Source organism: Oxalobacter paraformigenes (genome assembly GCF_000158475.2).
In the GTDB taxonomy this organism is placed as follows: Bacteria; Pseudomonadota; Gammaproteobacteria; order Burkholderiales; family Burkholderiaceae_D; genus Oxalobacter; species Oxalobacter paraformigenes.
Map to the genome: position 1 here is coordinate 352,052 of NZ_KI392030.1, position 22,293 is coordinate 374,344.

The 22,293-nt window shown below is 48.9% G+C and carries 22 protein-coding genes; 11 read left to right on the top strand and 11 right to left on the bottom strand.

What is annotated here, in order from left to right; all coding sequences use genetic code 11:
* Window positions 1-73: 73 nt before the first annotated feature.
* Together OFAG_RS01625 and OFAG_RS01630 are read left to right on the top strand one after the other, a co-directional pair.
* The gene (locus tag OFAG_RS01625; RefSeq protein WP_005877988.1) at window positions 74-700 is read left to right on the top strand and encodes a DUF47 domain-containing protein; all 627 of its coding nucleotides are present in this window, start codon (window positions 74-76) and stop codon (window positions 698-700) included.
* Window positions 701-769: 69 nt separating this feature from the next.
* Window positions 770-1,777: an inorganic phosphate transporter gene (locus tag OFAG_RS01630; protein WP_005877987.1), complete on the top strand. Its 1,008-nt coding sequence runs from the start codon at window positions 770-772 to the stop codon at window positions 1,775-1,777.
* On the opposite strand, the gene OFAG_RS01635 is transcribed toward OFAG_RS01630, so the two are convergent.
* The 3 genes from OFAG_RS01635 to OFAG_RS01645 form a co-directional block, all read right to left on the bottom strand.
* On the bottom strand, window positions 1,772-2,782 hold the full coding sequence (locus OFAG_RS01635) for a DUF475 domain-containing protein (RefSeq protein ID WP_005877986.1): 1,011 nt from the start codon (window positions 2,780-2,782) through the stop codon (window positions 1,772-1,774). The genes OFAG_RS01630 and OFAG_RS01635 overlap by 6 nt on opposite strands.
* Window positions 2,783-2,905: 123 nt before the next feature.
* Complete coding sequence (locus OFAG_RS01640; protein ID WP_005877985.1) at window positions 2,906-3,595, bottom strand: Bax inhibitor-1/YccA family protein; 690 nt, start codon at window positions 3,593-3,595, stop codon at window positions 2,906-2,908.
* A 9-nt stretch (window positions 3,596-3,604) separates the two neighbouring features.
* On the bottom strand, window positions 3,605-3,961 hold the full coding sequence (locus OFAG_RS01645; protein ID WP_005877984.1) for an HPF/RaiA family ribosome-associated protein: 357 nt from the start codon (window positions 3,959-3,961) through the stop codon (window positions 3,605-3,607).
* 108 nt (window positions 3,962-4,069) lie between these two features.
* Here OFAG_RS01645 and nhaR point away from each other — a divergent pair, with 108 nt between their 5' ends.
* Window positions 4,070-4,981, top strand: coding sequence for a transcriptional activator NhaR (nhaR, locus tag OFAG_RS01650; RefSeq protein WP_005877983.1), 912 nt, complete (start codon window positions 4,070-4,072; stop codon window positions 4,979-4,981).
* 20 nt (window positions 4,982-5,001) lie between these two features.
* Here nhaR and rsmA read toward each other — a convergent pair whose 3' ends face one another.
* From rsmA to OFAG_RS01670, 4 genes are read right to left on the bottom strand one after another with little or no spacing between them, the layout of a single operon-like run.
* Window positions 5,002-5,772, bottom strand: coding sequence for a 16S rRNA (adenine(1518)-N(6)/adenine(1519)-N(6))-dimethyltransferase RsmA (gene rsmA, locus OFAG_RS01655; protein ID WP_005877982.1), 771 nt, complete (start codon window positions 5,770-5,772; stop codon window positions 5,002-5,004).
* Window positions 5,769-6,827: a 4-hydroxythreonine-4-phosphate dehydrogenase PdxA gene (gene pdxA, locus OFAG_RS01660; protein WP_005877981.1), complete on the bottom strand. Its 1,059-nt coding sequence runs from the start codon at window positions 6,825-6,827 to the stop codon at window positions 5,769-5,771. Before pdxA ends, rsmA begins: the two co-directional genes overlap by 4 nt.
* The gene (locus tag OFAG_RS01665; RefSeq protein ID WP_020994724.1) at window positions 6,827-8,227 is read right to left on the bottom strand and encodes a peptidylprolyl isomerase; all 1,401 of its coding nucleotides are present in this window, start codon (window positions 8,225-8,227) and stop codon (window positions 6,827-6,829) included. Before OFAG_RS01665 ends, pdxA begins: the two co-directional genes overlap by 1 nt.
* A gap of 33 nt (window positions 8,228-8,260) precedes the next feature.
* The gene (locus OFAG_RS01670) at window positions 8,261-10,468 is read right to left on the bottom strand and encodes an LPS-assembly protein LptD (RefSeq protein WP_231371646.1); all 2,208 of its coding nucleotides are present in this window, start codon (window positions 10,466-10,468) and stop codon (window positions 8,261-8,263) included.
* A 131-nt stretch (window positions 10,469-10,599) separates the two neighbouring features.
* On the opposite strand from OFAG_RS01670, the gene OFAG_RS01675 reads away from it, so the two are divergent.
* Both OFAG_RS01675 and murU read left to right on the top strand, forming a co-directional pair.
* Complete coding sequence (locus OFAG_RS01675) at window positions 10,600-11,640, top strand: aminoglycoside phosphotransferase family protein (protein ID WP_005877978.1); 1,041 nt, start codon at window positions 10,600-10,602, stop codon at window positions 11,638-11,640.
* Between the two features lie 38 nt (window positions 11,641-11,678).
* On the top strand, window positions 11,679-12,404 hold the full coding sequence (gene murU, locus OFAG_RS01680; RefSeq protein ID WP_005877977.1) for an N-acetylmuramate alpha-1-phosphate uridylyltransferase MurU: 726 nt from the start codon (window positions 11,679-11,681) through the stop codon (window positions 12,402-12,404).
* 105 nt (window positions 12,405-12,509) lie between these two features.
* Here the strand turns inward: murU and panD are convergent, their stop codons facing one another.
* Window positions 12,510-12,866, bottom strand: a complete 357-nt coding sequence (panD, locus tag OFAG_RS01685) for an aspartate 1-decarboxylase (protein ID WP_020994726.1) — start codon at window positions 12,864-12,866, stop codon at window positions 12,510-12,512.
* A gap of 515 nt (window positions 12,867-13,381) precedes the next feature.
* Between panD and OFAG_RS01690 the strand changes: the two genes are divergently transcribed.
* Both OFAG_RS01690 and mnmA read left to right on the top strand, forming a co-directional pair.
* Complete coding sequence (locus tag OFAG_RS01690; protein WP_005877975.1) at window positions 13,382-13,852, top strand: NUDIX hydrolase; 471 nt, start codon at window positions 13,382-13,384, stop codon at window positions 13,850-13,852.
* Complete coding sequence (gene mnmA, locus OFAG_RS01695; protein WP_005877974.1) at window positions 13,849-14,958, top strand: tRNA 2-thiouridine(34) synthase MnmA; 1,110 nt, start codon at window positions 13,849-13,851, stop codon at window positions 14,956-14,958. The genes OFAG_RS01690 and mnmA overlap by 4 nt, the downstream gene beginning before the upstream one ends.
* A 49-nt stretch (window positions 14,959-15,007) precedes the next feature.
* Here mnmA and OFAG_RS01700 read toward each other — a convergent pair whose 3' ends face one another.
* A complete protein-coding gene (locus tag OFAG_RS01700; RefSeq protein ID WP_005877969.1) occupies window positions 15,008-15,613 on the bottom strand; it encodes a glutathione S-transferase N-terminal domain-containing protein in 606 nt (201 codons plus the stop codon).
* Window positions 15,614-15,754: 141 nt separating this feature from the next.
* Here OFAG_RS01700 and purB point away from each other — a divergent pair, with 141 nt between their 5' ends.
* From purB to OFAG_RS01715, 3 genes are read left to right on the top strand one after another with little or no spacing between them, the layout of a single operon-like run.
* Window positions 15,755-17,182: an adenylosuccinate lyase gene (gene purB / locus OFAG_RS01705; protein ID WP_005877968.1), complete on the top strand. Its 1,428-nt coding sequence runs from the start codon at window positions 15,755-15,757 to the stop codon at window positions 17,180-17,182.
* 32 nt (window positions 17,183-17,214) lie between these two features.
* Complete coding sequence (locus OFAG_RS01710) at window positions 17,215-17,781, top strand: acyloxyacyl hydrolase (protein ID WP_020994727.1); 567 nt, start codon at window positions 17,215-17,217, stop codon at window positions 17,779-17,781.
* Between the two features lie 28 nt (window positions 17,782-17,809).
* Window positions 17,810-18,715, top strand: a complete 906-nt coding sequence (locus OFAG_RS01715; RefSeq protein WP_005877966.1) for an NAD(P)-dependent oxidoreductase — start codon at window positions 17,810-17,812, stop codon at window positions 18,713-18,715.
* A gap of 177 nt (window positions 18,716-18,892) precedes the next feature.
* Here OFAG_RS01715 and OFAG_RS01720 read toward each other — a convergent pair whose 3' ends face one another.
* Both OFAG_RS01720 and OFAG_RS01725 read right to left on the bottom strand, forming a co-directional pair.
* Complete coding sequence (locus OFAG_RS01720; RefSeq protein ID WP_040719313.1) at window positions 18,893-20,128, bottom strand: pyridoxal-phosphate-dependent aminotransferase family protein; 1,236 nt, start codon at window positions 20,126-20,128, stop codon at window positions 18,893-18,895.
* Between the two features lie 160 nt (window positions 20,129-20,288).
* Window positions 20,289-21,296 (bottom strand): 2-dehydropantoate 2-reductase, encoded by a 1,008-nt coding sequence (locus tag OFAG_RS01725; RefSeq protein WP_005879057.1) that lies wholly within the window; start codon window positions 21,294-21,296, stop codon window positions 20,289-20,291.
* 465 nt (window positions 21,297-21,761) lie between these two features.
* Here OFAG_RS01725 and OFAG_RS01730 point away from each other — a divergent pair, with 465 nt between their 5' ends.
* Window positions 21,762-22,283 carry a Dps family protein gene (locus OFAG_RS01730; protein WP_005878579.1) on the top strand — a complete coding sequence of 174 codons (522 nt, stop codon included), beginning with the start codon at window positions 21,762-21,764 and terminating at the stop codon, window positions 22,281-22,283.
* The last annotated feature ends 10 nt before the right edge of the window (window positions 22,284-22,293 follow it).

Genomic DNA, 22,293 nt, shown 5'->3' on the forward strand with positions numbered 1-22,293 from the left:
CCTTGACAGAAAACCGATCGTGCATGGTCTGTACACGATTGAGGCGACCAGTTCAATATAATGGGATGTGACTATGTTCGGACGTTTGATGCCTAAAGAAGAAAAGTTTTTCGACTTGTTCAATCAGCATGCAGAATTCTGCGTGAAAGGAGCAAGAGAATTGCTGGAGCTCATGAAAGATTTCAGTAATATTGAAAGACGGTTACACGCTATTGAGGGGCTTGAGAAACAGGCAGACAAGGTCACTTATCACACTATCGGTATTCTTCACAAAACCTTTATCACGCCTTTAGACCGGGAAGACATTCATCGTCTGATTACCAAAATGGACGACATCCTGGATTTGATGGAAGATGCGGCGCAGACTGTTTCACTTTATGACATACAGACCATTACTCCTGAAGCTATCCGTCTTGCCGAATTGTGTCTGGGATGCTGCGAAAAACTGAAAGAGGGGGTTTCTCTGCTTCACAACATGAATCATTCCCGTGAAATACTGGAAATATGTGAAGAAATAGACAGACTTGAATCCGACGCGGATCACGTCATGCATGCCGCGTTGTCGAAGCTGTTCCGCGATGAACCGGATGTACGGAATCTGATCAAGTTGAAGGCCCTCTACGAGATTTTGGAAAATGTGACGGACATTTGTGAAGACGTCGCGAATATCATCGAAGGGATTGTTGTTGAAAATGCCTGACATCAGTATCTGAAACAATCAGATTGCCGGTTTTTCCAGTCATTAATGTCCAAACAAAGTTGAATTTTCATGCAAGCTATACATGTCAGTCTTTACGCCCTCGTCTTTCTGGTTGCCCTGGCGTTGATTTTCGATTTCATGAACGGTTTCCATGATGCGGCCAACGCTATTGCAACAGTCGTTTCTACAGGTGTGTTAAAACCTCATACCGCGGTCGCCATGACCGCGTTCATGAACTGTATCGCGATTTTCGTATTCGATCTGCATGTGGCAACGACAGTCGGGAAAGGAACAGTCGATCCGGCGATTGTCGATCACTATGTGGTGTTCGGCGCTTTGGTAGGCGCAATCGGCTGGAATGTCATTACCTGGTATTACGGCATACCTTCGTCATCTTCGCATGCCCTTATCGGGGGATTGATCGGCGCGGCCATTGCGAAAGCGGGCAGCGGTTCGCTGATCGCTTCCGGTCTTTTGAAAATTATCGCTTTTATCGTTATTTCCCCGCTGCTCGGTTTTGTCCTGGGATCGGTCATGATGTTGCTCGTTTCCTGGATTTTTGTACGATCACAGCCTCGTAATGTGGATAGATGGTTCAGGCGGCTGCAACTGGTTTCGGCATCTTTGTATAGTCTGGGCCACGGAGGAAACGATGCGCAAAAAACGATGGGTCTTATCTGGATGTTGCTGATCGCGTCGGGTTATGCGGCTGACGATGGACATCTGCCAATGTGGGTTATCGTTTCCTGTTATGGCGCAATCGGTTTCGGTACCTTGTTCGGGGGGTGGCGTATCGTAAAAACCATGGGGCAGAAAATCACCAAATTGAAACCGGTTGGCGGTTTCTGCGCCGAAACAGGCGGCGCGCTCACTCTTTTTATTGCCACGGCGCTTGGGGTTCCCGTCTCGACGACTCACACCATTACCGGTGCCATTGTCGGTGTCGGTTCCGCGCAGAAAATGTCGGCGGTAAGGTGGGGAGTCGCCAGCAATATTGTCTGGGCGTGGATACTGACCATTCCGGCTTCCGCTTTTATTGCTGCCGTAGCCTGGTGGCTCGGAACAAAATTTTTATGATTTCTGCCGATTGGCCAGAATGGAGCTGCCAAGCGAAGCCAGGATGAGAATAGCGCCCAAAAGGCCGGTAATGGCCTCCGGGATCGCAAAAATCACACCCAGCAACATCAGGAAAGCCAGGGATCCGATTGCCCAGAAGGCTCCGTGTTCCAGATAGCGGTAATGATTCAGCGTTCCTTTTTCGACAAGCAGAACGGTGAAACTCCGCACAAACATGGCTCCGGCTCCAAGGCCCAAGGCGATAATGAACAGATTGTTGGTCATTGCAAAAGCGCCCAACACGCCATCAAAGGAAAAACTGGCGTCAATCAGTTCCAGATAAAGAAAACCGCCGACACCCTGATGGACAACGTGCTGTTCAATGTGTGCATCGTGCGGGCTTAAAAGGGAAGCGATGCCTTTCGTCAAAACATAAACGATCAGCCCCCACATCCCTGCCAAAAGAAACTCGAAGCGTTCGCTTTGCGAAACGAAATACGAAAACATTGTCAGCGTAATCAGGGTCAGTGCAGCCTGGATCGCTTCCATTTGTCCAAGACGAGTCAATGGTTTTTCAATGAAAGCGAGCCAATGCTCCGTTTTGTGCCGCGCTACGAAAAAACTGAGAAATACCATCATCAGAAAAACGCCGCCGAAAGCGGCTACCTGATGATGGGCGGCAGCCATTAAACGGCTGTATATTTCCGGCCGGTATAAGGCGACATTGACGGCTTCGATCGGATTGATGTGTGCGACAACGCTGACAATGGCCAATGGAAAAACCAGCCGCATGCCGAAAACGGCGATGAAAATGCCCCAGATCAGAAAATGCTGGCGCCACAAATGATTCCAGTTCTTCAGTACGCCAGCATTGACGACAGCGTTGTCGAAAGACAATGCCACTTCCAGAACGGTCAGAAAAAAAATAGTTGCAACCGCTGCGGTACCGCCGATAATGAAACCGGCGATCAAGGCGAGAAGGCAAACGATAAAGGAGGTTGTGAAGTAAGAAAGATGCGATTTCATGACAACTTTACCGGTTTGGACTCGGGTACAGGATACATCTTTCTATTTAAAGAGATAATGCCGGTAAAAAAAGACCATCCTCCACTGGTACATGAAAGGATGGTCAGGCTCATGATTGCGACCTTAATCGGAATTGCCCGCAAAACCCAACAGGTGCAGCAGGCTCGAAAACAAATTGAAAAACGCGACAAAAAGGGTCACTGTCGCCATAACGTAATTGGTTTCCCCGTTACGGACAATTCTGTTTGTCTCATAAAGGATCAGTCCAGACATCAGTAAAACGAAAACGGCAGAAACCGCGAGAGACAAAGCCGGTATTTCAAAAAAGAAAGCGATAACAGCGGCGAAAAAAGCCACTAGTATACCGGTTGTCAAAAAGCCTGCCAAAAATGAAAAATCACGGCGGGAAAAAAGGGCAATACCGGACATGACAATAAAAATCAGGGAGGTGCCTCCCAGTGCCATAAGCACTGTTTCGCCGCCGTGGGGCAAGCGCAAATAGTGACCGACAATCGGGCCCAGAGTGTAACCCATAAAACCGGTCAAGACCAGCACGAACACGATCCCCAGACCGTTGTTGCGATTTCGGCTTACCAGAAACAACAATCCGAAATAACCGATCAATGTAATCAGAAAACCGGGATGCGGCAGTTGCAATGCAATTGCCGCGGCGGCAGTCAGGGCGGAAAAACCCAGACACAATGATAAGAGAAAATAAGTGTTTCTTAGGACACGTCTTGCTGGATAGTCGAGTATTTTGCCGACATGTCCGGTCGCGAGGGCTGCAGAATCGAATCGGTAACGTTTATTCATGTAACGAATCTAAATTGCCAGAAAAGGTTTGTTGAAATAAAGCGGCAAGGTGTCGTGCGGTATCGATTTTGTCTTGGACATAGCCTTGTTCAAAAGACGGGATGCACGTCTGGTGGCACTGTCGAAGGCGCCTTTCACATCGGCGGCAAATTCGGTGACGACGATAGGCGACATGCCGGGCAGTGCCAGTTGAATCAGGCAACGTTTCTTGAAACCGCTCTTGATGCGATTGGTATCGGACAGACGAACCGTAACGTAATGGATACTGTCCTGTGTTCGTGCCAGCATCGCGTTCAGCCGTTCCATTATATATTCCTGTATGGCTTCACCTGCCTTGATTCCTTTGGTGATGATAGTGGGTTCCATCTATTTTTTGCTCCTGCTTCAAATGTGTTGCTATGTAAACATATTAAACAATGGAAGAATAAGTAAAAAGAGAAGATAATAGTAATGTTACTTCAAAAAAACAGAATAATGAATGCTTCTAATCTAAATTATCGTCATCTTTACTATTTTTGGGTCGCGGCAAAAGAAGGGGGAGTGACCAGAGCGGCAGAACGACTGGGGGTGGCAGTACAAACCATTAGTATGCAACTGGCGCTTCTTGAAAAATCGGTCGGAAAGACGTTGTTCGCTCCACAGGGACGAAGACTGGTTTTGACGGAGGCGGGAAGGGTCGCGCTGAATTATGCAGACCAGATTTTCCTTTTGGGAGAACAATTGCAGGAAAGACTGGCAGAAGACGATGTCGGAAAAAGCTTGCGCCTGACTGTCGGTATTTCAGATTCATTGCCCAAGATGATTGCTTATCGTCTGCTGGAACCGGCCCTGAAAATGCCGCAATTCGTACGCATGGAATGTTATGACGGGACTTTTGAAAATTTGCTTGCCGATTTGGCGTTGCATAAACTTGATGTGGTACTGACCGACCGGCCTACCAATGTCAAAAGCAGTTTGCGTGTCTTCAGTCATGAGTTGGGGGACCGTGCCGTCTGGCTGTTCGGAACTGAAGAACTGGCGGAAAAGTATCGGGATAATTTTCCGGATTGTCTGAATGGCGCGCCTGTTTTGTTGCCAACTCGCAACAATGCTATCCGGATGCGTCTCGATCAATGGTTTGAAGTAAACAGTATACGTCCGTTTATCGCCGGAGAATTTTCCGATAGCGCCTTACTCAAGACGTTTGGACGGATCGGATTGGGTATGTTTCATGCGCCCATTGTTTTGGCGGATGAAATGAAAGACCAGTTCAGATCGGTTCCGATAGGCGAAATGAAAGGGGTAAGGGAACAGTATTATGCCATTTCCGCCGAGATGAAAATCCGGCATGTCGCCGTTGAAACCATACTGGAGGCTCGGCGCAAAATAATGGAAGAAGCGGACTGAAACCGGCCAGAAAAGGGATGTCATTTCAGATGATTGGCCAGCCTGATAAATTGTTCAACGGACAATTCTTCCGGTCTTTTGGTCGGCTCGATCCCCAGGCCAGTCAATTCAGCTTCGGTGAAAAACGGGGCAAGATTGTTTCGCAGCATTTTTCTTCGTTGCGAAAAAGCTTGTGTTACGGTTTTTTCAAGAGCCGGAAAAGAACATTTTTCCGGATTTTCTTTCGGAATCATTCGTACAACAGCAGAATCGACCTTGGGTTGGGGGTCGAATGCTTCCGGTGGCACAATAAAGAGCATATCCATGTCGTATTGCCACTGCAACATGACGGAAAGTCTTCCGTAAGCCTTGCTGCCGGGTTCGGCAACCATGCGTTCGACCACTTCTCTTTGCAACATGAAATGCTGATCTTTGACAAATAGAGAAAATTCCAGCAGATGGAAAAGCAGGGGGGTGGATATATTGTAGGGAAGATTGCCGACAATCCGGATTTTTTCCCCGCTCTGTTCTTTAAGCGAACGCATGTCGAAGGCCAGCGCATCTCCCTGATGAACAACCAGTTTTTCAGGCGGAAACGTATTTCGGAGATAAACGACCAGATCCCGATCCAGTTCGATAACCTCCAGTCTGGACAGAGAGGGCAGCAATTTTCCGGTCATGGCGCCCATGCCGGGGCCGATTTCAACCATGATGTCCGAGGCAGCCGGTGCAATCGCAGCAATGATTTTGTCCAGAACAGACGGATCTTTGAGAAAATTCTGACCGAAACGTTTGCGGGGGAGGTGCTTCATTTTCCGTTTTGCCTGCGATTTTGCGATGAAACGGCTGCCATTTCAGCAGCGATGTGAATGGCTTCTACCATGCTGCCGTGATTGGCCATGCCAAGGCCTCGTGACGCGATATCCAGTGCCGTTCCGTGATCGACGGACGTTCGGATAAGGGGAAGTCCCAGCGTTATGTTGACGCCGTGTCCAAACGTGGCATATTTAAGAACGGGCAGGCCCTGATCGTGGTACATGGCGAGCACGCAATCGGCATGTTCGAGGTAACGGGGCTGGAAAAGCGTGTCGGCCGGAAAGGGCCCGGAAACCCGGATACCTGTTTCCTGCATTTGCCGGATGGCCGGAGTGATGATTCTGATTTCCTCGTCGCCAAGATATCCGTTTTCTCCGGCATGGGGATTTAAGCCGGTCACTAAAATTCGGGGCGATACTATACCGAACCGGTTTTTTAAGTCACGGTTTATGATTGAAACGGTTTCAAGAAGGCAGTCAATGGAAATTGCCTTGTGAACGTTTTTAAGGGGCAAATGAGTTGTCGCCAGCGCTACCCGTAACATGACGTGGCCGTCACCGGCCAGTTTCCTGACCGATCCGGCGAGCATCATGACCACACGCTTTGTTTCCGTCTTTTCGGCAAAATATTCCGTATGTCCGGTAAAAGCAATCCCTGCATCGTTGAGGGTGCTTTTTTGCACGGGGGCGGTCACGACAGCGTCGAACTGTCTGTTCATGGCGCCTGCGATGGCGATATCCATAAAAGCCAGCACCGATTGGCCATTTCGGGGATCAAGCTGGCCTGCGATGACCGGAGCTTGCAGTGGAGAATCGATTACCCCAATGGAGGCGGTTTCTTTTTTTTCTATTGCTTCATGCAAGCGGGCCGAATCGAGTTTTTGCAGTTTAATGCCGCTGTCCATTTTGCCGGCAAGTTGTTTTAACCACGCATAATCGCCAATCAAAACAGGAAAGACAATATCACGACAACAATGCGCTCCCCGGAGGGAAATTTCGGGACCGATGCCAGCCGGCTCTCCTGTCGTGATGGCAATAACCGGTTTGGACATTACATATCCTGTTTGTTGTCGTTCAGGCGATATTCGACATACGCGCGATCGCGCAATTGCCTGAGCCACTCTTCCGTCGCTTCGGCGATCTTGCGTTCACGAAGCGCCTGCTTGGCTGCGATCCGTTTTCTTTCAAGCGACACATCGTCCGTTTTCTTGTCCAATACCTGAATCAGATGGAAACCGAACTGTGTCTCGACAGGCTCACTGATTTCTCCCGGCTGGAGGGAAACCAGCGCTTTTTCGAATTCCGGAACGGTATCGCCAGGGTATATCCAGCCCAGATCACCCCCCCGGCTGGCGGATGTATCGTTGGAATAGGTTTTGGCCAGTTCTTCAAAGCTTGCCGAATCGTTTTGAATACGTTGTTTGAGATCGAGTAGTTTGCGCTTTGCTTCATCGGCCGAAACCAGCTGATTGACCTTGATAAGGATATGGCGTGCGTGAATTTGCTGAACGGCGTTGCCATCGGCGGCTCCGGCGACCGGTTCCGGGCCGGTTGACATTGAACGCTTGTCGAGAACTTTCAGGATGTGAAAGCCGTTAGGGCTTTTGATGATACCGGTAATGTTTCCGGGTTTTACGCCGACCAGCGCATCGGCAAAAATTTTAGGCAAACGATCGGTACTTCTCCAGCCAATGTCCCCCCCGCTCAAGCCTTCATCGGCATCCGAATATGAGGCGGCATTTTGCTGGAAGTCGCCTCCCGATTGCAGTATCTGCAAAACTTTTTCTGCCCGTTCCCGCTTTTCCGCAATCTGTTCCGGAGAGGCGTTTTCAGGAATACGGATGAGAATATGTCCCAGTCTGACTTGCTCGGGCATTTGCATTTGTGAATCGGCGCCCAGCAAATGGTCGACTTCGGCATCGTTGATCTGGATTTTATTCACCACTTCCCGATCGCGCAGGCGTTGCATGGTGATTTCCGACCGGATTTTTTCACGATGGCTTTCAAAAGAAGTACCGTCCCGTTCTATATATTGCTGAAATTGTGGAACAGTCATATGTTTGCTTTCCGCTATTCTGGCAATCGTCCTGTCGAGTTGGGTATCGTCGATACGCAGTCCCATTTCCTTGGCCAGTTGCATTTGGGCGCTTTCAACGATCATATGCTCGAGAACCTGCTTTTGCAGTTCCGCACGGGGTGGCAGATTGACATTTTGTTTTTGCAGCTGGGATTCGATCATTTGAATCCGTTCATTAAGTTCACCCATAGTGATGACGTCATTGTTGACCACGGCAGCAATGGCGTCCACCACTACCGGTTTGGGAGCCTGTGCCGGCGCCTGTACCGGTTTCTCCGTCTGTGCCAGAACACAGGTGGAACAGGCGAAACCAAAAAGCAGCGTAACAGCCCAGTTTAAGACAGACTGTTTTTTGAAAAGACGGTATAAAAACATTTGCAGTCCTTATAAGGAAGCGTAAAAACGGAATCAGGGTGACAAAGGCTCATAACCCGGAATGCTTCTTTGCAGAGCGTTTAGAGGGTTGGTTCCCAGTTTCGACAATCCCTTCAATTCAAGCTGGAAATAGAATGCGGTGTTGCTTTCAATGGATGAAGTGGCATAACGCTGGGCCATCAATCTGAAAATCCAACAATCTGCGTTATATTCGAAACCGAAAATATTTTCAATAGTCCGGTTTTCAGGCAATGAATAACTGATCTGTCCGACAGCATACCAGCGCTGGGCTATCGGCCATTGTCCCGAGACATTGATCTGGTCCAGCTCATTGCCGTAAAAGTCAACTGTATCGCGTAAATAACGGTATTCGGCATTCAACAGCTTCATACGGCCCGGTTTCCATTGAGTGCTGAAGTTTGCGCTGTATACCTTCTGTGTGCTTTGATTGTACTGCAGAGACGTATCGATCGAGACAGTGGGAATAATTTTTCCGTTAGCCATCAATAAAAGATCGGAACGGTTCTTGGATTCGTCACGGTTGGTGTTGTAAAGGTAGACACGCTGATCACTGAAGTAGTAGCGCTGGCCAATGGTAAAACGCATGCGTTCTGCACCGTCTTTTTCAATAAAGCGGGTTGTGACCGCAGCAGTCAGGTTATTGGCATCGGCAATGCGGTCGTATCCGTCAAACCGGTTTTCCGTAAACAGAAGGGCATAACCAAAGCTGGGTTCACCCGAATCGAAGATAGGATATTCACTCTGGTCTTTGTAAGGGGTGTAGACATAAAAAAGACGGGGTTCCAGTGTCTGGATCATGCTTTCGCCAAAAAAGGACGCATCCCTTTCAAAGATCAAACCCCCATCCAGAGAGAACGTCGGCAATACCCGCGTCAAGGAAGTAACGTCATAAGGAGACTCTTCCAGGTCGTACTTGGCAACGTTCAGAATCGCCTTGGGTGTGAAGAAGTAACCGCCACGATAAATCGGATAAGAAATCTCGGGCTTCATAATAAAACGATTGCCACGTGACTGTTGTTGCAAAGGCATTTTGTCTAGTTCGGAATTGGATAACCAGAAACGGGTCAGATCGCTGTATAAATGCCAGTCGATGCCATTGACGTCTTCTTGTCCACCTGAAATCATTAATTGCGGGAGACGGTCAAATGGCCTGATTATAGGTGATTCGACATCCTGTAACACTTTGTAGTTGGTCGCACGCAAAGTGGTTTTCCATATTCCAAAATACTTGTTGATACCACCTTCACGTAATAACAGACGTTCCAGCTCGGAACGGTTTTGAGGACTGGAAAAATCGTCAGGATAATTGTCATCGGATGCCGACTTGACGTTCCAGTAATATGACCATCCGTTATTAAAAGCTTGCTGGTGTCTTGAAGAAAAGAAATAACGATCGCGATCCGCTTCCCTGTCGTTCGGCAAATATTCCACATAGGTAGTGCCGGAGTAATTGTTTCCCAGATAGCGGGCTTCGGCGCCCAGCTGTAAACCGCGTCGTGCCATCAGATTCGGAAAAATTGTCAAATCGTAATTGGGCGCCAAATTGAAATAATAAGGAACAATGACTTCAAGTCCATTTTTGGAGGTCATTCCCATAGTCGGAGGCAAGACACCGGATTTTCTTTCAGACGTGACGGGAAAAGTCATGGCCGGGGATGCCAGGATGGGCACGTCCTTGAAATAAAGAACGGGGCTCGTTGCGTATCCAACATTACGGGCATTGTCCAGATGCAGTTTGCTGGATTTCAAATACCAGTCGGGATCATTGCCTTCACAGGTACTGTAAGTTCCCTTGAAAATGTCGGTATTGTCATTGCCGGTCAGCTCGATACGATTGGCCGTACCCCGAGCCTTGTTCGCTGCCAGTTTATAAGTCGGATGCGTTAATGAACCCTCTCCCGTATCGAGATTCAGGTTGCCACGGTCTGCCGTATACTGGTCGCCGAAGCGCTGGATGAACACGTTTCCGATAATTTCCGCTTCGTTTTCTTCCTGTCGAAAAATGCCGTGGTCGCCGGTGATCAGCGTCTGGTCGCGCTCGATTTCCACTTCATAGTCCAGATAAAGATCACGTGCCGGACGACCGGTTATCTGTTCTGCCTGAAGAATAGTCGGGGCTTCCGGGTTTTCGACATGTTGAGGGGGGGTATTTTTTGCTTTTCCAGGCGTCGTTGGCGCCGCCAGTAGGGTCGTCGAAAACGTTGCAAGCAACGAAAACAAGACACACGGCGGAAAAGATGCAAAAAAACGGCTCATGAAAAAAGCATCGAAATAAGAAGGCTACAATATGTTATCCGGAATCGCTTATTATATGAGAACTTTCTCATCGATAACGTATAGTTTTGCTTTTCATGTCAATAACAGCTGAAAATATTACTTTGGATTCCCGCCTTGTTTCTCTTATACAATGGCTTGAAACCCTGCCGGAATTTTCCCTTGATCCGAAAACGGTAAGACCTGCCTCATCGGACGCCAGTTTCCGGCGTTATTTCCGTGTCGATTCCGGTAAGGATTCATTTATTGTCATGGATGCCCCCCCTGAAAAAGAAAAGATCGAGCCGTTTGTAAAGGTTGCGACGCTATTCGGAAAAAGCGGGGTTTCAGTTCCCGAAATTCTGGCAAAGAATCCGGAAAAAGGTTTTTTGCTTTTGTCCGATCTGGGCGCTTTTACCTATCTTGACCGGTTGGACGATGAAAATGCGGGTTCTCTCTATATGGATGCCATCAATGCACTGATCCGGTTCCAGTCGTTCAGTCAGCCGCATGTACTGCCTGAATATGATCGGGTGACCTTGCTTGGGGAACTCAATCTTTTTCCGGAGTGGTACGTGACGAAACATCTGCGGTTTTCACTCACCCCGGAAAGGAAGACTGAACTTGAAAAAACGTTCAATACCTTGCTGGCCAATAATCTGTCACAGCCACAAGTTTACGTTCATCGCGATTATCATTCGCGAAATTTGATGCACATGGCGGAAACATCCAGACCGAATCCTGGCATTCTGGATTTTCAGGACGCTTTATATGGGCCGATCACCTACGATCTGGTGTCCTTGTTGAAGGATGCCTATATAGAATGGGAAGAAGAGCGTGTTCTGGATTGGGTGATTCGTTATTGGGAAAAAGCGAAAAAGACAGGAATGCCGGTTAATCCCGATATCGACCTTTTTTACAAGGATTTCGAATTCATGGGCGTTCAGCGTCATCTGAAAGTACTGGGCATTTTTGCGCGCCTATATCATCGGGACGGAAAAGACGCTTATCTGAAAGATATGCCTCTGGTTATGAAATATGCCAGCAAAACGGCCCATCGATATGCCGAACTCGCGCCGCTTGCCCGTCTGCTTGACGAATTGCAGGATAAAAAGCAGGATGTGGCCTATTCTTTCTGAAGGTGAAATTCCTTGAAACATAACCTGAAAATACACGAATGAAAGCGATGATATTTGCTGCCGGTCGCGGAAATCGCATGCGGCCGCTTACCGACAGTTGTCCCAAGCCTTTGTTGACGGTGCACGGCCGACCTTTGATCGTCTGGCATATTCTGAATCTGGTCCGTGCAGGAATAACGGAAATCGTGATCAATCACGCCCATTTGGGAAATAAACTTGAGGAAGCCCTGGGTGACGGTTCCGCTTATGGCGCATCCATATCCTATTCCCGCGAGGAAACAGCCCTGGAGACGGCCGGCGGTATTGCGCAGGCCAGACCATTGCTGGGAGAAGATCCTTTTGTTGCTGTAGCCTCCGATATTTATTGCCCTTACTTTGATTTCAAACAGGTTGAGACGGTTCTGGAGGATAAAGATGTGTGGGGAAGACCCTATGAGGTGGATAAGAAAGATGTGGCATGGTTGTATCTGGTGAAAAATCCCCCTTTTCATCCTGAAGGCGATTTCGCGCTTCATTCATTTACAGTCAGAAACGAAGGCGAACCCAGGTGGACTTTTTCCGGCATAGGCGTTTACCGGATGTCCATGTTCGATGCTGTAAAACCGGGTGAAAAGATGCCGTTGGGAACGATTTTGCGGGAATATATTTCAAGAGGGCAGGTCGGCGGCGAAATTTATCGCGGGGAATGGAAAAACATCAATACGATAGCGGAGTTGGAGAAAGTGAATGGCGCCGTGAGTTCGGCCGATAAAAAACCTGATTGAAGTACAATCAGGTTTTTGGAAATCATCGTATGGGCGGCCCTTCGTTGATGAAATGAAGGAATGGCCGGTAAATCACAAGCCGCCTGATCCGGGCGGCTTGTTTTTTCACTTCAGCCCGGTAATTTTATTTTTTTCATCAACCAGAACAACCTTTGGTTTGAAGGTCTTGATTTCTTCGTCATCCATCAGGCCGTAGGTACAAATGATCAGCAAGTCTCCAAGATGGGCGCGACGGGCAGCTGCGCCGTTTAAGGAAATTTCTCCGCTTCCCCGTTTTCCGGGAATGATATAGGTGGCGAAACGCTCACCGTTATTGACGTTGTAAAGTTCGATTCTTTCGAAAACCGTCATGCCTGCGGCTTCAATAAGATCTTCATCAATTGCGCAGGAACCTTCATAGGCCAGATCACATTGTGTGACAGTGGCACGATGGATTTTTCCGCGTAACATAATCCGTTGCATTTTCAATTTCTCCTGTTTACGAAACACGTCTTTAGGTTTTTAGCGTATATTTCGTTATGTGATGGGTTAAAGAGTCCCGAAACGTCTGATGGTTCGGTGCCCGCAAAATTCGAATTCTGAAATTAGCGCCTTTCCGGCGATAAGATCGAAACCAAAGATACCGGTGGTCTGGTTGTTCGTACATCTTTCAAATGTTCCGGGTCTGACGACATTTTTGTGACTGGGAGTTTTCGACAGCTTCCGGTATCGCCGTAACGCACGTTTTACCAGATTGTAAAATAGTAGAAAAGCCGACTTTTATCAATTCCTCCACACTTTGGAAAGTTTTTTATAATACACAATTTTTTCAACGAAAAAACAAAAACATTCAAAACTTTATCCAAATATTGGCTTTTTGACCACTCGTTCTGTACAAGTGGTGTTGAGGGGGCAATACAATAGGCCGCATTTTGCCGTCTTAAGCGATCAGCGTCCTTGTTGCGTTAAAATAAGCATGAATTTCATAAACATATCTTATGTACAAGCCTGAAATTACTGTTGCCACCGTTATTGAACAGGGCGGACGTTTTCTGCTGGTAGAGGAAGAAACGGAACAGGGGATCCAGTTGAACCAGCCAGCAGGGCATCTGGAGGCGGATGAATCCATACAGGAAGCGGCCGTCCGGGAAACGCTTGAGGAAACCTCCTATCACGTTGCGCCTGACTCGCTGGTAGGAATCTATTTGCTGCAATATACCCTTGAAAAGAGCGAGAAAATATCTTTTCTGCGCTTTACCTTTTCAGGAAAAATTGTTTCAAAACGCGATCAACCACTGGACTCCGATATATTGCGGGCAGTCTGGCTGACTTACGAAGAGCTTGTCGCCAGCCGTCACAGACATCGCAGCAAACTGGTTTTAAAGTCGGTTGAAGATTATTTGAAAGGGCAACGAGTCCCTCTTTCAGTATTGTCCACATGCTTTGTGGAAAGGAATAAGGAATTGTGAGCAGGAAAAAAGTGGTAATTGGCATGTCCGGAGGGGTTGATTCATCGGTATCGGCCTGGTTGTTGAAAGAGCAGGGTTATGAAGTGATCGGACTCTTCATGAAAAACTGGGAAGATGACGACGACAGCGAGTTTTGTTCGGCTCGTCAGGACTGGCTGGACGCGGTCACTGTTGCGGATGTGATCGGCATCGATATCGAAGTGGTGAATTTCGCCGCCGAATACAAGGAACGGGTTTTTTCGGAATTCTTAAAAGAGTATGAAGCGGGCCGAACGCCTAACCCGGACGTCTTGTGCAATGCCGAAATCAAATTCAAGGCGTTTTTAGATCATGCTATCTCTCTGGGAGCGGAGCGGATCGCAACAGGGCACTATGCACGGGTTCGTGAAAACAACGGTTTTTTCGAACTGTTGAAGGCCGTTGACGATACCAAGGATCAAAGCTATTTCCTGCACCGTTTGAACCAGCAACAGTTGTCGAAAACGATTTTTCCGCTGGGAGAAATCAGAAAAACGGAAGTCCGGCAAATTGCCGAAAAAATCGGTTTGCCCAATGCGAAAAAGAAAGATTCAACGGGAATATGCTTTATCGGCGAACGGCCGTTCCGCGCTTTTCTGAACCGCTATCTTTCTTACGAACCCGGCCCGATAAAAACGCCGGAAGGCGATGAAATCGGCCAGCACGTCGGGCTCAGTTTTTATACCATTGGCCAACGGAAAGGGATCGGGATCGGAGGGCTGAAGTCGTTCAGAAGACCGGACGGCACCAGCGATGCATGGTATGTTGCCAGAAAAGACACGCACAACAATACTTTATATGTCGTGCAGGGACATGACCATCCCTGGCTGTTATCGCCTTCTCTCGAAGCGGGACAGTCAAGCTGGATTGCCGGCATATCACCGGAAGATGGGGAACTGTCTGTTAAAACGCGCTATCGGCAAAAAGATGTTCCCTGTGTGCTCAATGTAACCGGAAATTCGGAACTTACTGCCAGTTTCGAAAAACCGCAATGGGCCATTACGCCGGGACAGTCTGCTGTTTTCTATAAAGGAAACGTTTGTCTCGGAGGCGGAATCATCGACAATTCACTCATTGTCGAAAAGTAGATTGGTCACGAACCGGTATTGCAGGGTGTCACAGCAAGACTATACGGGTTCATTGTGGCACGGTTTGCCGGAAAGACGGTCTCTCGGACAGGCGTTCGAAAAAGCGGGCCAGATTGTCGTAGTCTTTTTTCCAGGCGATTTCCGGAAAACGGAAATCAAGCCAGCCCAGCGCGCATCCCGTCGCGATGTCTGCCAGTGAAAAACTGTTTTCGTGACAGAAGAACCTGTTCCCGAGCTGCTCAGACAGTGCTTTCAATCCCGAGTGTATCTTTCCCGTTTGCAAACGGACCCATTCCCGGCTTTGCTGTGCGGCCGGACGTTTGCTTTCCAGCCTGACAAGAATAGCGGCATCCATGATCCCATCGGCGAGCGCTTCCCAACATTTCACATCCGTACGTGCCCGATTGCCTTCAGGAAGCAGTTTGCCGACAGGCGTTGTCGTATCCAGATAATCCACAATAACACGTGAATCGTACAGGACCTTTCCGTCATCCATTACCAGGCAAGGTACCTTGCCCAGCGGGTTATATCGGGTTGCGATGTTATCAGGCGAATTCAGGTCTGTAACGACGAATTCGTATTCGATTTTCTTTTCAATTAAGACGATTCGTGTCTTTCGGACGTAGGGACTGGTAGGGATGCCGATCAGTTTCATAGGATGCGATGTATAAAAAACCCGGAAATTATAGCATTTGCGTGTCGGATATACGTCAGTACAACGGGTAGAACAGGTCATTGCGGGGCGGAAAATGTTAAACTAAACAATCGTATTGTTTATCTGATGAGCTTTTTCAAAATGGAACTCTCTGCACTTTCCGCATTGTCTCCTCTTGATGGGAGATACCTTAGAAAAACGGGCGCTTTAAGACCCATTCTTTCCGAAGCAGGATTTATGCGGCATCGTGTCAAAGTTGAAGTGGAATGGTTCAAAGCCTTGTCCCGATCCGGATTCGCAGAGATTCGTCCTTTTTCCGAAACGGCCAGCCATTTCCTCGATTCGCTGGTCGAAAATTTTTCAGTGGATGATGCTGCGCGAATAAAAGAAATAGAAGCCGTTACCAATCACGATGTCAAGGCGGTTGAGTACTGGATAAAAGAATCCATCGGTCTTCAATTGCCCCCTGAACTCTCCCGTCTGAACCCGCGCAAGGTGGATGTTGATCGCGCAATAACAGAAGAATTGCACTCCGCAGCCGAATTCATTCATTTTGCCTGCACTTCCGAAGATATCAATAACACTTCCCACGGCATGATGATCAAGTCTGCCCGGGATGAAGTCGTTTTGCCGGCCTTAAATGCCTTGATTGAAAAGCTTAGAAATATCGCTCATGAGCACGCTTCACTGTCCATGCTGGCAAGAACGCATGGGCAAACAGCCAGTCCGACCACACTGGGCAAGGAAATGGCCAACATCGTCGCGCGATTGCAGCGGTCGGCGAAAATAATCGAAGCAGTGGAAATCATGGGGAAAATGAATGGCGCCGTCGGCAATTACAATGCCCACTTTGCCGCTTATCCCGATTTCGACTGGGAAAAATTTTCCAGAAACGTCGTGGAAAAACATCTTGGGTTGACGTACAACGAATATACCATCCAGATTGAGCCGCATGATTACATTGCCGAGCTTTTTGATGCGATCGCTCGCGCCAACACTGTTCTGATCGATTTGAACAGGGACATCTGGAGTTATATTTCTCTCGGCTATTTCAAACAGATTACGAAAGTGGGAGAGGTCGGTTCCAGTACCATGCCCCATAAAGTCAATCCGATTGATTTCGAGAATTCGGAAGGCAACCTGGGGATAGCCAATGCCTTGTTGAGACATATGTCCGAAAAATTGCCGGTCTCACGGTGGCAGCGGGATTTGACCGATTCAACCGTGTTGCGCAACATAGGGATCGCCTTGGGCTATAGCGTTTTGGCCTATGACAGCTGCCTTCGCGGTCTCAACAAGCTGGAAGTCAATGCCGGCAAAATCACGCACGATCTTGAAGACGCCTGGGAAGTACTCGCTGAACCGGTACAAACCGTTATGCGGCGATACGGTATAGAAAACCCGTATGAACAACTGAAAGCGCTGACACGCGGCAAAGGCATCGAAAAAGAGGACTTGCACGAATTCATTCGCCAGCTGGGTTTGCCGCAGGCGGCCAGGGAAGAATTGTTGAAAATGACCCCGGCATCCTATACCGGGATTGCTTCAAAATTGGCGAAGAAAATTTGAATAATAACGATCATTTAAAGAAAGGGTAAATTATGCGAGGCGTTCGTTACTGTCTGGGAGCCATACTGGCTTCTCTGGTTTTTCTTTCCGCACCAAGCCAGGCGGCCGATCAAAATACAAACAGTTTTGTTGATGGCGTTTCTTTCGAAGTCGGTGTCGGCGAACATGTTCAGCTTGCCCGCGTCGGTTTCCAGTGGGACTGGAACAAAGACTGGTTCAGAACGGCAGGTGGCTGGCATTTGAATGGGTACTGGGACCTGAACCTGGGCTGGTGGCATGGAACCCGCTACAACGACGAACACGAAACACAAAATATCGGTGTCATCGGTATTACGCCGGTATTCCGCTGGGAAAACGCCAGCAAGAAAGGCGCCTATGTCGAAGCCGGTATCGGAGCCAGTCTTTTCTCTGAAAACTACAATAACAACGGCAACAAGATGGGGACATCCTTTGAATTTGCCGACCATATCGGTGTCGGATATGTCTTCAGAAACAATTTCGATTTGGGCCTGAGAGTTCAGCACTATTCCAATGCCGGTATCAGCAAACCGAACGATGGTGAAAATTTCATCGTATTGCGTGGCGCTTATCGTTTCTGACAACTTCTGACAATACGGAACGAATATCTTGAATACCCCGACTTTGCCCCGAATTGCCTTTATCGGTATCGGACTGATGGGCTTGCCTATGGCTGCCAGACTGGTCAGGGCGGGCTATCCACTGTGGGCCTGGAACCGGACTCGCGAAAAAGCCCTTCCATTGGCCCAGCTTGGCGCGAACATTGCCTATTCCCTGGAGGAGGCGGTCAGATCCGCAGATATCGTTATTACCATGCTGGAGGCAGGCCCGGTAGTCAAGAGCGTCATAGAGCTGATGCTGCCATCACTGCGGCCGGATACCCTGGTAATCGACATGAGCTCAACCAAACAGTCGGAAGCCAGAGACGTTCATCAACTGCTGATGCCAAAGCAAGTCTCTTTTCTGGATGCGCCGGTTTCCGGGGGCGTGGTCGGCGCGGAAGCGGGCACCTTGGCCATTATGGCCGGGGGAAGTCCAGAAGATTTTCAGCGTGCCAAACCGGTATTTGAAGTGATGGGACGTCCTGCTTTGGTCGGCCCTGTCGGAAGCGGACAGATTGCCAAATTGTGCAATCAGCTCATTGTCGGCGGAACAGTCGCTATCGTGGCGGAAGCCATGTTGCTGGCTCAGGCCGGAGGAGCCGACCCGGCTGCCATGCGAAATGCGATACGTGGAGGGTTTGCCGAAAGCAGGATACTTGAAGTGCATGGGCAACGTATGCTGGACCGTAATTTCAAACCGGGCGGCCAGATTAAAAGCCAGGCAAAAGATCATGCCAATATTGTGGCTGCAGCTCGGGATGCAGGATTACAATTGCCGTTGACCGCTGTTGTAGCCGATTTGTTTAACGGTTTGCTGGCGGATCATGCAGAAGCGGATCAGGCGGCGGCATTGCTGGCTTTGGAAAAACTGAACAACGCTGTCCGGCTGGGCGACAAACCGGATCAGTTTTGAGATACGAATCTTTTTCCGACAAAAAACGCGACAGATGGTCGCGTTTTTGTCGGATGTTTTTCTTTTGGCCTGGCCCAACGATTAATCCTGTTTTTCTCACCTGTCAGAAATACAAACGCCCGAGGTAAGAAGAGGAGAGGGCGTTTGTACAAGTTGAGAGAAAGAGAGGCAGTGGGGTCAGGAGCGGGATCGGGCCTGCTGTGCGGCACTGGCATGCTGATTGGCATAAGACTGATGAGCGGCTGCCTCAGCCTCACCGACCTTGACCGGATAGCCCATCTTGGACAAGACCGACCCCAAAGCCGACAAACACAACATGACATTGGCCGATTGGGCCGTATATCCCATCAAACCGAAACGCCAGACCTTGCCCGCCAACGGGCCCAACCCTGCCCCGATTTCCAGGTTGAATTCGGAAAGCAGCTTCGAACGTACCTCCGCTTCATTAATGCCTTCCGGCACCATAATGGCACTGATCTGCGGCAACCGGTTTTCTTCTTTCACCAGGAACTTCAATCCCATTGCTTCAAAGCCGGCTTTCAACGCCTGATAGTGTCTCTGATGACGCGCCCAGGTATTTTCAATCCCTTCTTCTTTCAGCAACAGCAGGGCTTCATGCAAGGCAAACAGACCGTTAATCGGCGCCGTGTGATGGTACGTTCTGACTGTATTGCCCCAGTAGTTCAGAATCAGGTTCAAATCCATGAACCAGCTCTGAACCTTGTCTTTGCGGCCAGTCACATAGTCGATGACCCGGTCGGAATACGTGACCGGAGACAGACCCGGCGTGCAGGACAGGCATTTCTGGCTGGCGGAATAAACGGCATCCAGCTCCCACTCTTTGACATAAAGCGGACAGCCAGCCAGCGAAGTGACCGCGTCAACGATGGTCAGGCAGTCGTACCGGTGAGCTACTTCAGCCAGGGCTTTGGCGTCGGAAACGCAACCGGTCGACGTTTCGGCATGGACGAAAGCCACGACCCGGGCGTCCGGGTTTTTCTTCAGGGTATCTTCCAGCGCGTTCGGATCGACCGGTTCTCCCCAGGTCCCTTCCACGATGACCGGCGTGGCTTTGCAACGCTCGACATTTTCGATCATGCGCCCGCCAAAGACGCCGTTACGACAAACGACGACTTTGTCTCCCGGAGCCACCATGTTGACGAAACAGCTTTCCATACCGACGGAGCCCGGTCCTGAAATCGGATAGGTCAACTGGTTGTCGGTCTGGAAGGCATACCGTAACAGGGATTTGAGTTCGTCCATCATCTCGACGAAAGCCGGATCAAGATAGCCAATGACGGGAAGGCTCATTGCCGCCAGTACGCGCGGATTGATGTTGGAGGGGCCAGGCCCCATCAAGACGCGTTGTGGCGGATGAAATGAGGTAATTTTTTTATGCGAAGCTGCTGCCATGATTTTTTTTGTCTCACTAGGAAATAAAAAGTTTGTCAGGAGATGGGGTGCCTGACCCAAATAATGTCCTAATCCATTATTTTCCACCATTTTCTGTTCCTGGAACAGATTTCTCTGCCCCGGCCTGTTCAGTCCAGGGCAGTTGTCGCTTTTTTGACGATCAACACGGTTCCATTTTGACTTTGCCGTGTTCTTCTTCCATCGTCTTGGCCAGCAGTTTGACCAGGGCATAGACCGCGTTGATGGACGGGGTGGCCGTGTTGGTGATGCGGCCCAGCTCGACCACGGAACCTACCAGCGCATCAATTTCGGGCGCTCTTCCCGCTTCCACATCCTGCAGCATGGAAGTTTTGTGTTTGCCCACTTTTTCTGCTCCCCGTATCCGTTTTTCCAGCGGTACCCGGAATTCAATGCCCAGTTTGTTGGCGATTCGCTGGGCTTCTATCATCATGTTTCCGGCCAGTTCACGCGACAAGGGGTACTGGCAGATGTCGACCAGGGTGGAGTGCGACAGGGAACTGATGGGGTTGAAGCTCAGGTTGCCCCACAGTTTCAGCCAGATTTCGGCACGGATGTTTTCCAAAATGGGTGATTTGAAGCCGGCTTTGATGAAGGCTTCGGAAACTTTCTGGGCCCGTTCGGTCACGCTTCCATCCAGCTCGCCTATCGGGAAACGGTCTCCTTCGATGTGTTTGACCACACCCGGGGCAATCAGGGCAGACGCGGGATAAACCACGCAACCCAAAATACGTTCGGCCGGGATGTTGGCACTGATCAGTCCACTCGGATCGACGCTTTGGACGCGCTGGCCTTCATGGGGGCCTCCGTGTTTGTGGAAGTACCAGAACGGAATGCCGTTTTGCATGGTGACAACGACGGTGTCCGGACCGAACAGTTTGGGCACGTCGTTGGCGACCGCATCGACCTGATGGGCTTTCAAAGCCAGAATGACCACGTCCTGTGGTCCTACTTCATCATAGTTGTTGGTGGCTTTGACGTCCCTGGCAACGTGTTCTGTCCCGTCTTCCATGATCAGCTTCATGCCGTCTTTTCTGATGGCTTCCAGGTTCGCACCCCGCACGATGAAGGTCACGTCTTCTCCGGACAACGCCAGCTTCACCCCAACGTAGCCTCCTATCGCTCCGGCTCCTATGATCGCAATTTTCATGTTCTTTCCCTTTTAAATATCGTCTACGCCTGAATTTTTCAGCATGATTTATATGGCCATTATGAAATCACCAGACTTTATTTCGGTAAACAGCAAGTAAGGGTAAGTATATGATGAAAATACCCTGATTTACGAAAATTCCTGAGTTAATTAGGAGGAAATATGAAAAATTTTTGGAAAACGAGCCATTTATTCAGCAATTATGAATAAAAATTTCTTTTGATGACAACAGCGTTTTTGCCTAAGTTGTTCATTTTCAGCCAGTTACCTTATAAAATCGCCCGAAAGGAAATTTTCCTCTTCGAAAACTTTTTTGAAATGTGGGTACAATATCTGCAGATCAGAATGGCAGGAAGATTTGGAAGGAAAAGTCACCCTGTCACCTTGATAGCGACAGTTTCCAGCAAAAAGTCCGCATCGCGGATCAGACTTTCGTAAAATTCATCTAGGAAAAGGAGTGTGACCATGAACATCCCGGCAATTGAAATCGGAATCAGTGACAAAGACAGAGAAATCATCAGTAACGGTTTGTCGCGAATGCTGGCAGACAGTTTTTGCCTGTATCTGAAAACACATAATTATCACTGGAATGTCAAAGGGCCCATGTTCCAGACATTGCATGTGATGTTTATGGATCAATATACCGAATTGTGGAATGCGTTGGACGAAATTGCCGAACGTATTCGTTCGCTCGGTTTTCCTGCTCCAGGAACCATGGCCGAATTTGCCACACTTTCCGCTATTAAAGAAGTAGAAGGTGTTCCATCGGCCGAAGACATGATTCGCGATGTTATCGTTGCCTCGCAAACAGTAACCCGTACGGCGCGGGAAGTGCTGGATTTGGCCGACAAGGCAAACGATCAGCCAACAATTGACCTGATGACCCAGCGTTTGCAGATTCATGAGAAAAATGCATGGATGCTGAGAAGCTTGCTTGAGAGTGGTTCAGGCGAAGCTGTAGCTGTTTCCAAACGGAAGAAAAAATAAAGTGAAAGAA

What these genes read in the sequence shown, in the direction of transcription:
- panD (WP_020994726.1), bottom strand. Translation starts at nt 12,866, where the DNA reads ATGCAACGGATTATGTTACGCGGAAAAATCCATCGTGCCACTGTCACA.
- OFAG_RS01640 (WP_005877985.1), bottom strand. Translation starts at nt 3,595, where the DNA reads ATGAATAAACGTTACCGATTCGATTCTGCAGCCCTCGCGACCGGACAT.
- OFAG_RS01630 (WP_005877987.1), top strand. Translation starts at nt 770, where the DNA reads ATGCAAGCTATACATGTCAGTCTTTACGCCCTCGTCTTTCTGGTTGCC.
- rsmA (WP_005877982.1), bottom strand. Translation starts at nt 5,772, where the DNA reads ATGAAGCACCTCCCCCGCAAACGTTTCGGTCAGAATTTTCTCAAAGAT.
- nhaR (WP_005877983.1), top strand. Translation starts at nt 4,070, where the DNA reads ATGAATGCTTCTAATCTAAATTATCGTCATCTTTACTATTTTTGGGTC.
- OFAG_RS01690 (WP_005877975.1), top strand. Translation starts at nt 13,382, where the DNA reads ATGTACAAGCCTGAAATTACTGTTGCCACCGTTATTGAACAGGGCGGA.
- murU (WP_005877977.1), top strand. Translation starts at nt 11,679, where the DNA reads ATGAAAGCGATGATATTTGCTGCCGGTCGCGGAAATCGCATGCGGCCG.
- OFAG_RS01645 (WP_005877984.1), bottom strand. Translation starts at nt 3,961, where the DNA reads ATGGAACCCACTATCATCACCAAAGGAATCAAGGCAGGTGAAGCCATA.
- OFAG_RS01730 (WP_005878579.1), top strand. Translation starts at nt 21,762, where the DNA reads ATGAACATCCCGGCAATTGAAATCGGAATCAGTGACAAAGACAGAGAA.
- OFAG_RS01635 (WP_005877986.1), bottom strand. Translation starts at nt 2,782, where the DNA reads ATGAAATCGCATCTTTCTTACTTCACAACCTCCTTTATCGTTTGCCTT.
- OFAG_RS01710 (WP_020994727.1), top strand. Translation starts at nt 17,215, where the DNA reads ATGCGAGGCGTTCGTTACTGTCTGGGAGCCATACTGGCTTCTCTGGTT.
- OFAG_RS01725 (WP_005879057.1), bottom strand. Translation starts at nt 21,296, where the DNA reads ATGAAAATTGCGATCATAGGAGCCGGAGCGATAGGAGGCTACGTTGGG.
- OFAG_RS01720 (WP_040719313.1), bottom strand. Translation starts at nt 20,128, where the DNA reads ATGGCAGCAGCTTCGCATAAAAAAATTACCTCATTTCATCCGCCACAA.
- purB (WP_005877968.1), top strand. Translation starts at nt 15,755, where the DNA reads ATGGAACTCTCTGCACTTTCCGCATTGTCTCCTCTTGATGGGAGATAC.
- OFAG_RS01675 (WP_005877978.1), top strand. Translation starts at nt 10,600, where the DNA reads ATGTCAATAACAGCTGAAAATATTACTTTGGATTCCCGCCTTGTTTCT.
- OFAG_RS01665 (WP_020994724.1), bottom strand. Translation starts at nt 8,227, where the DNA reads ATGTTTTTATACCGTCTTTTCAAAAAACAGTCTGTCTTAAACTGGGCT.
- OFAG_RS01700 (WP_005877969.1), bottom strand. Translation starts at nt 15,613, where the DNA reads ATGAAACTGATCGGCATCCCTACCAGTCCCTACGTCCGAAAGACACGA.
- pdxA (WP_005877981.1), bottom strand. Translation starts at nt 6,827, where the DNA reads ATGTCCAAACCGGTTATTGCCATCACGACAGGAGAGCCGGCTGGCATC.
- OFAG_RS01625 (WP_005877988.1), top strand. Translation starts at nt 74, where the DNA reads ATGTTCGGACGTTTGATGCCTAAAGAAGAAAAGTTTTTCGACTTGTTC.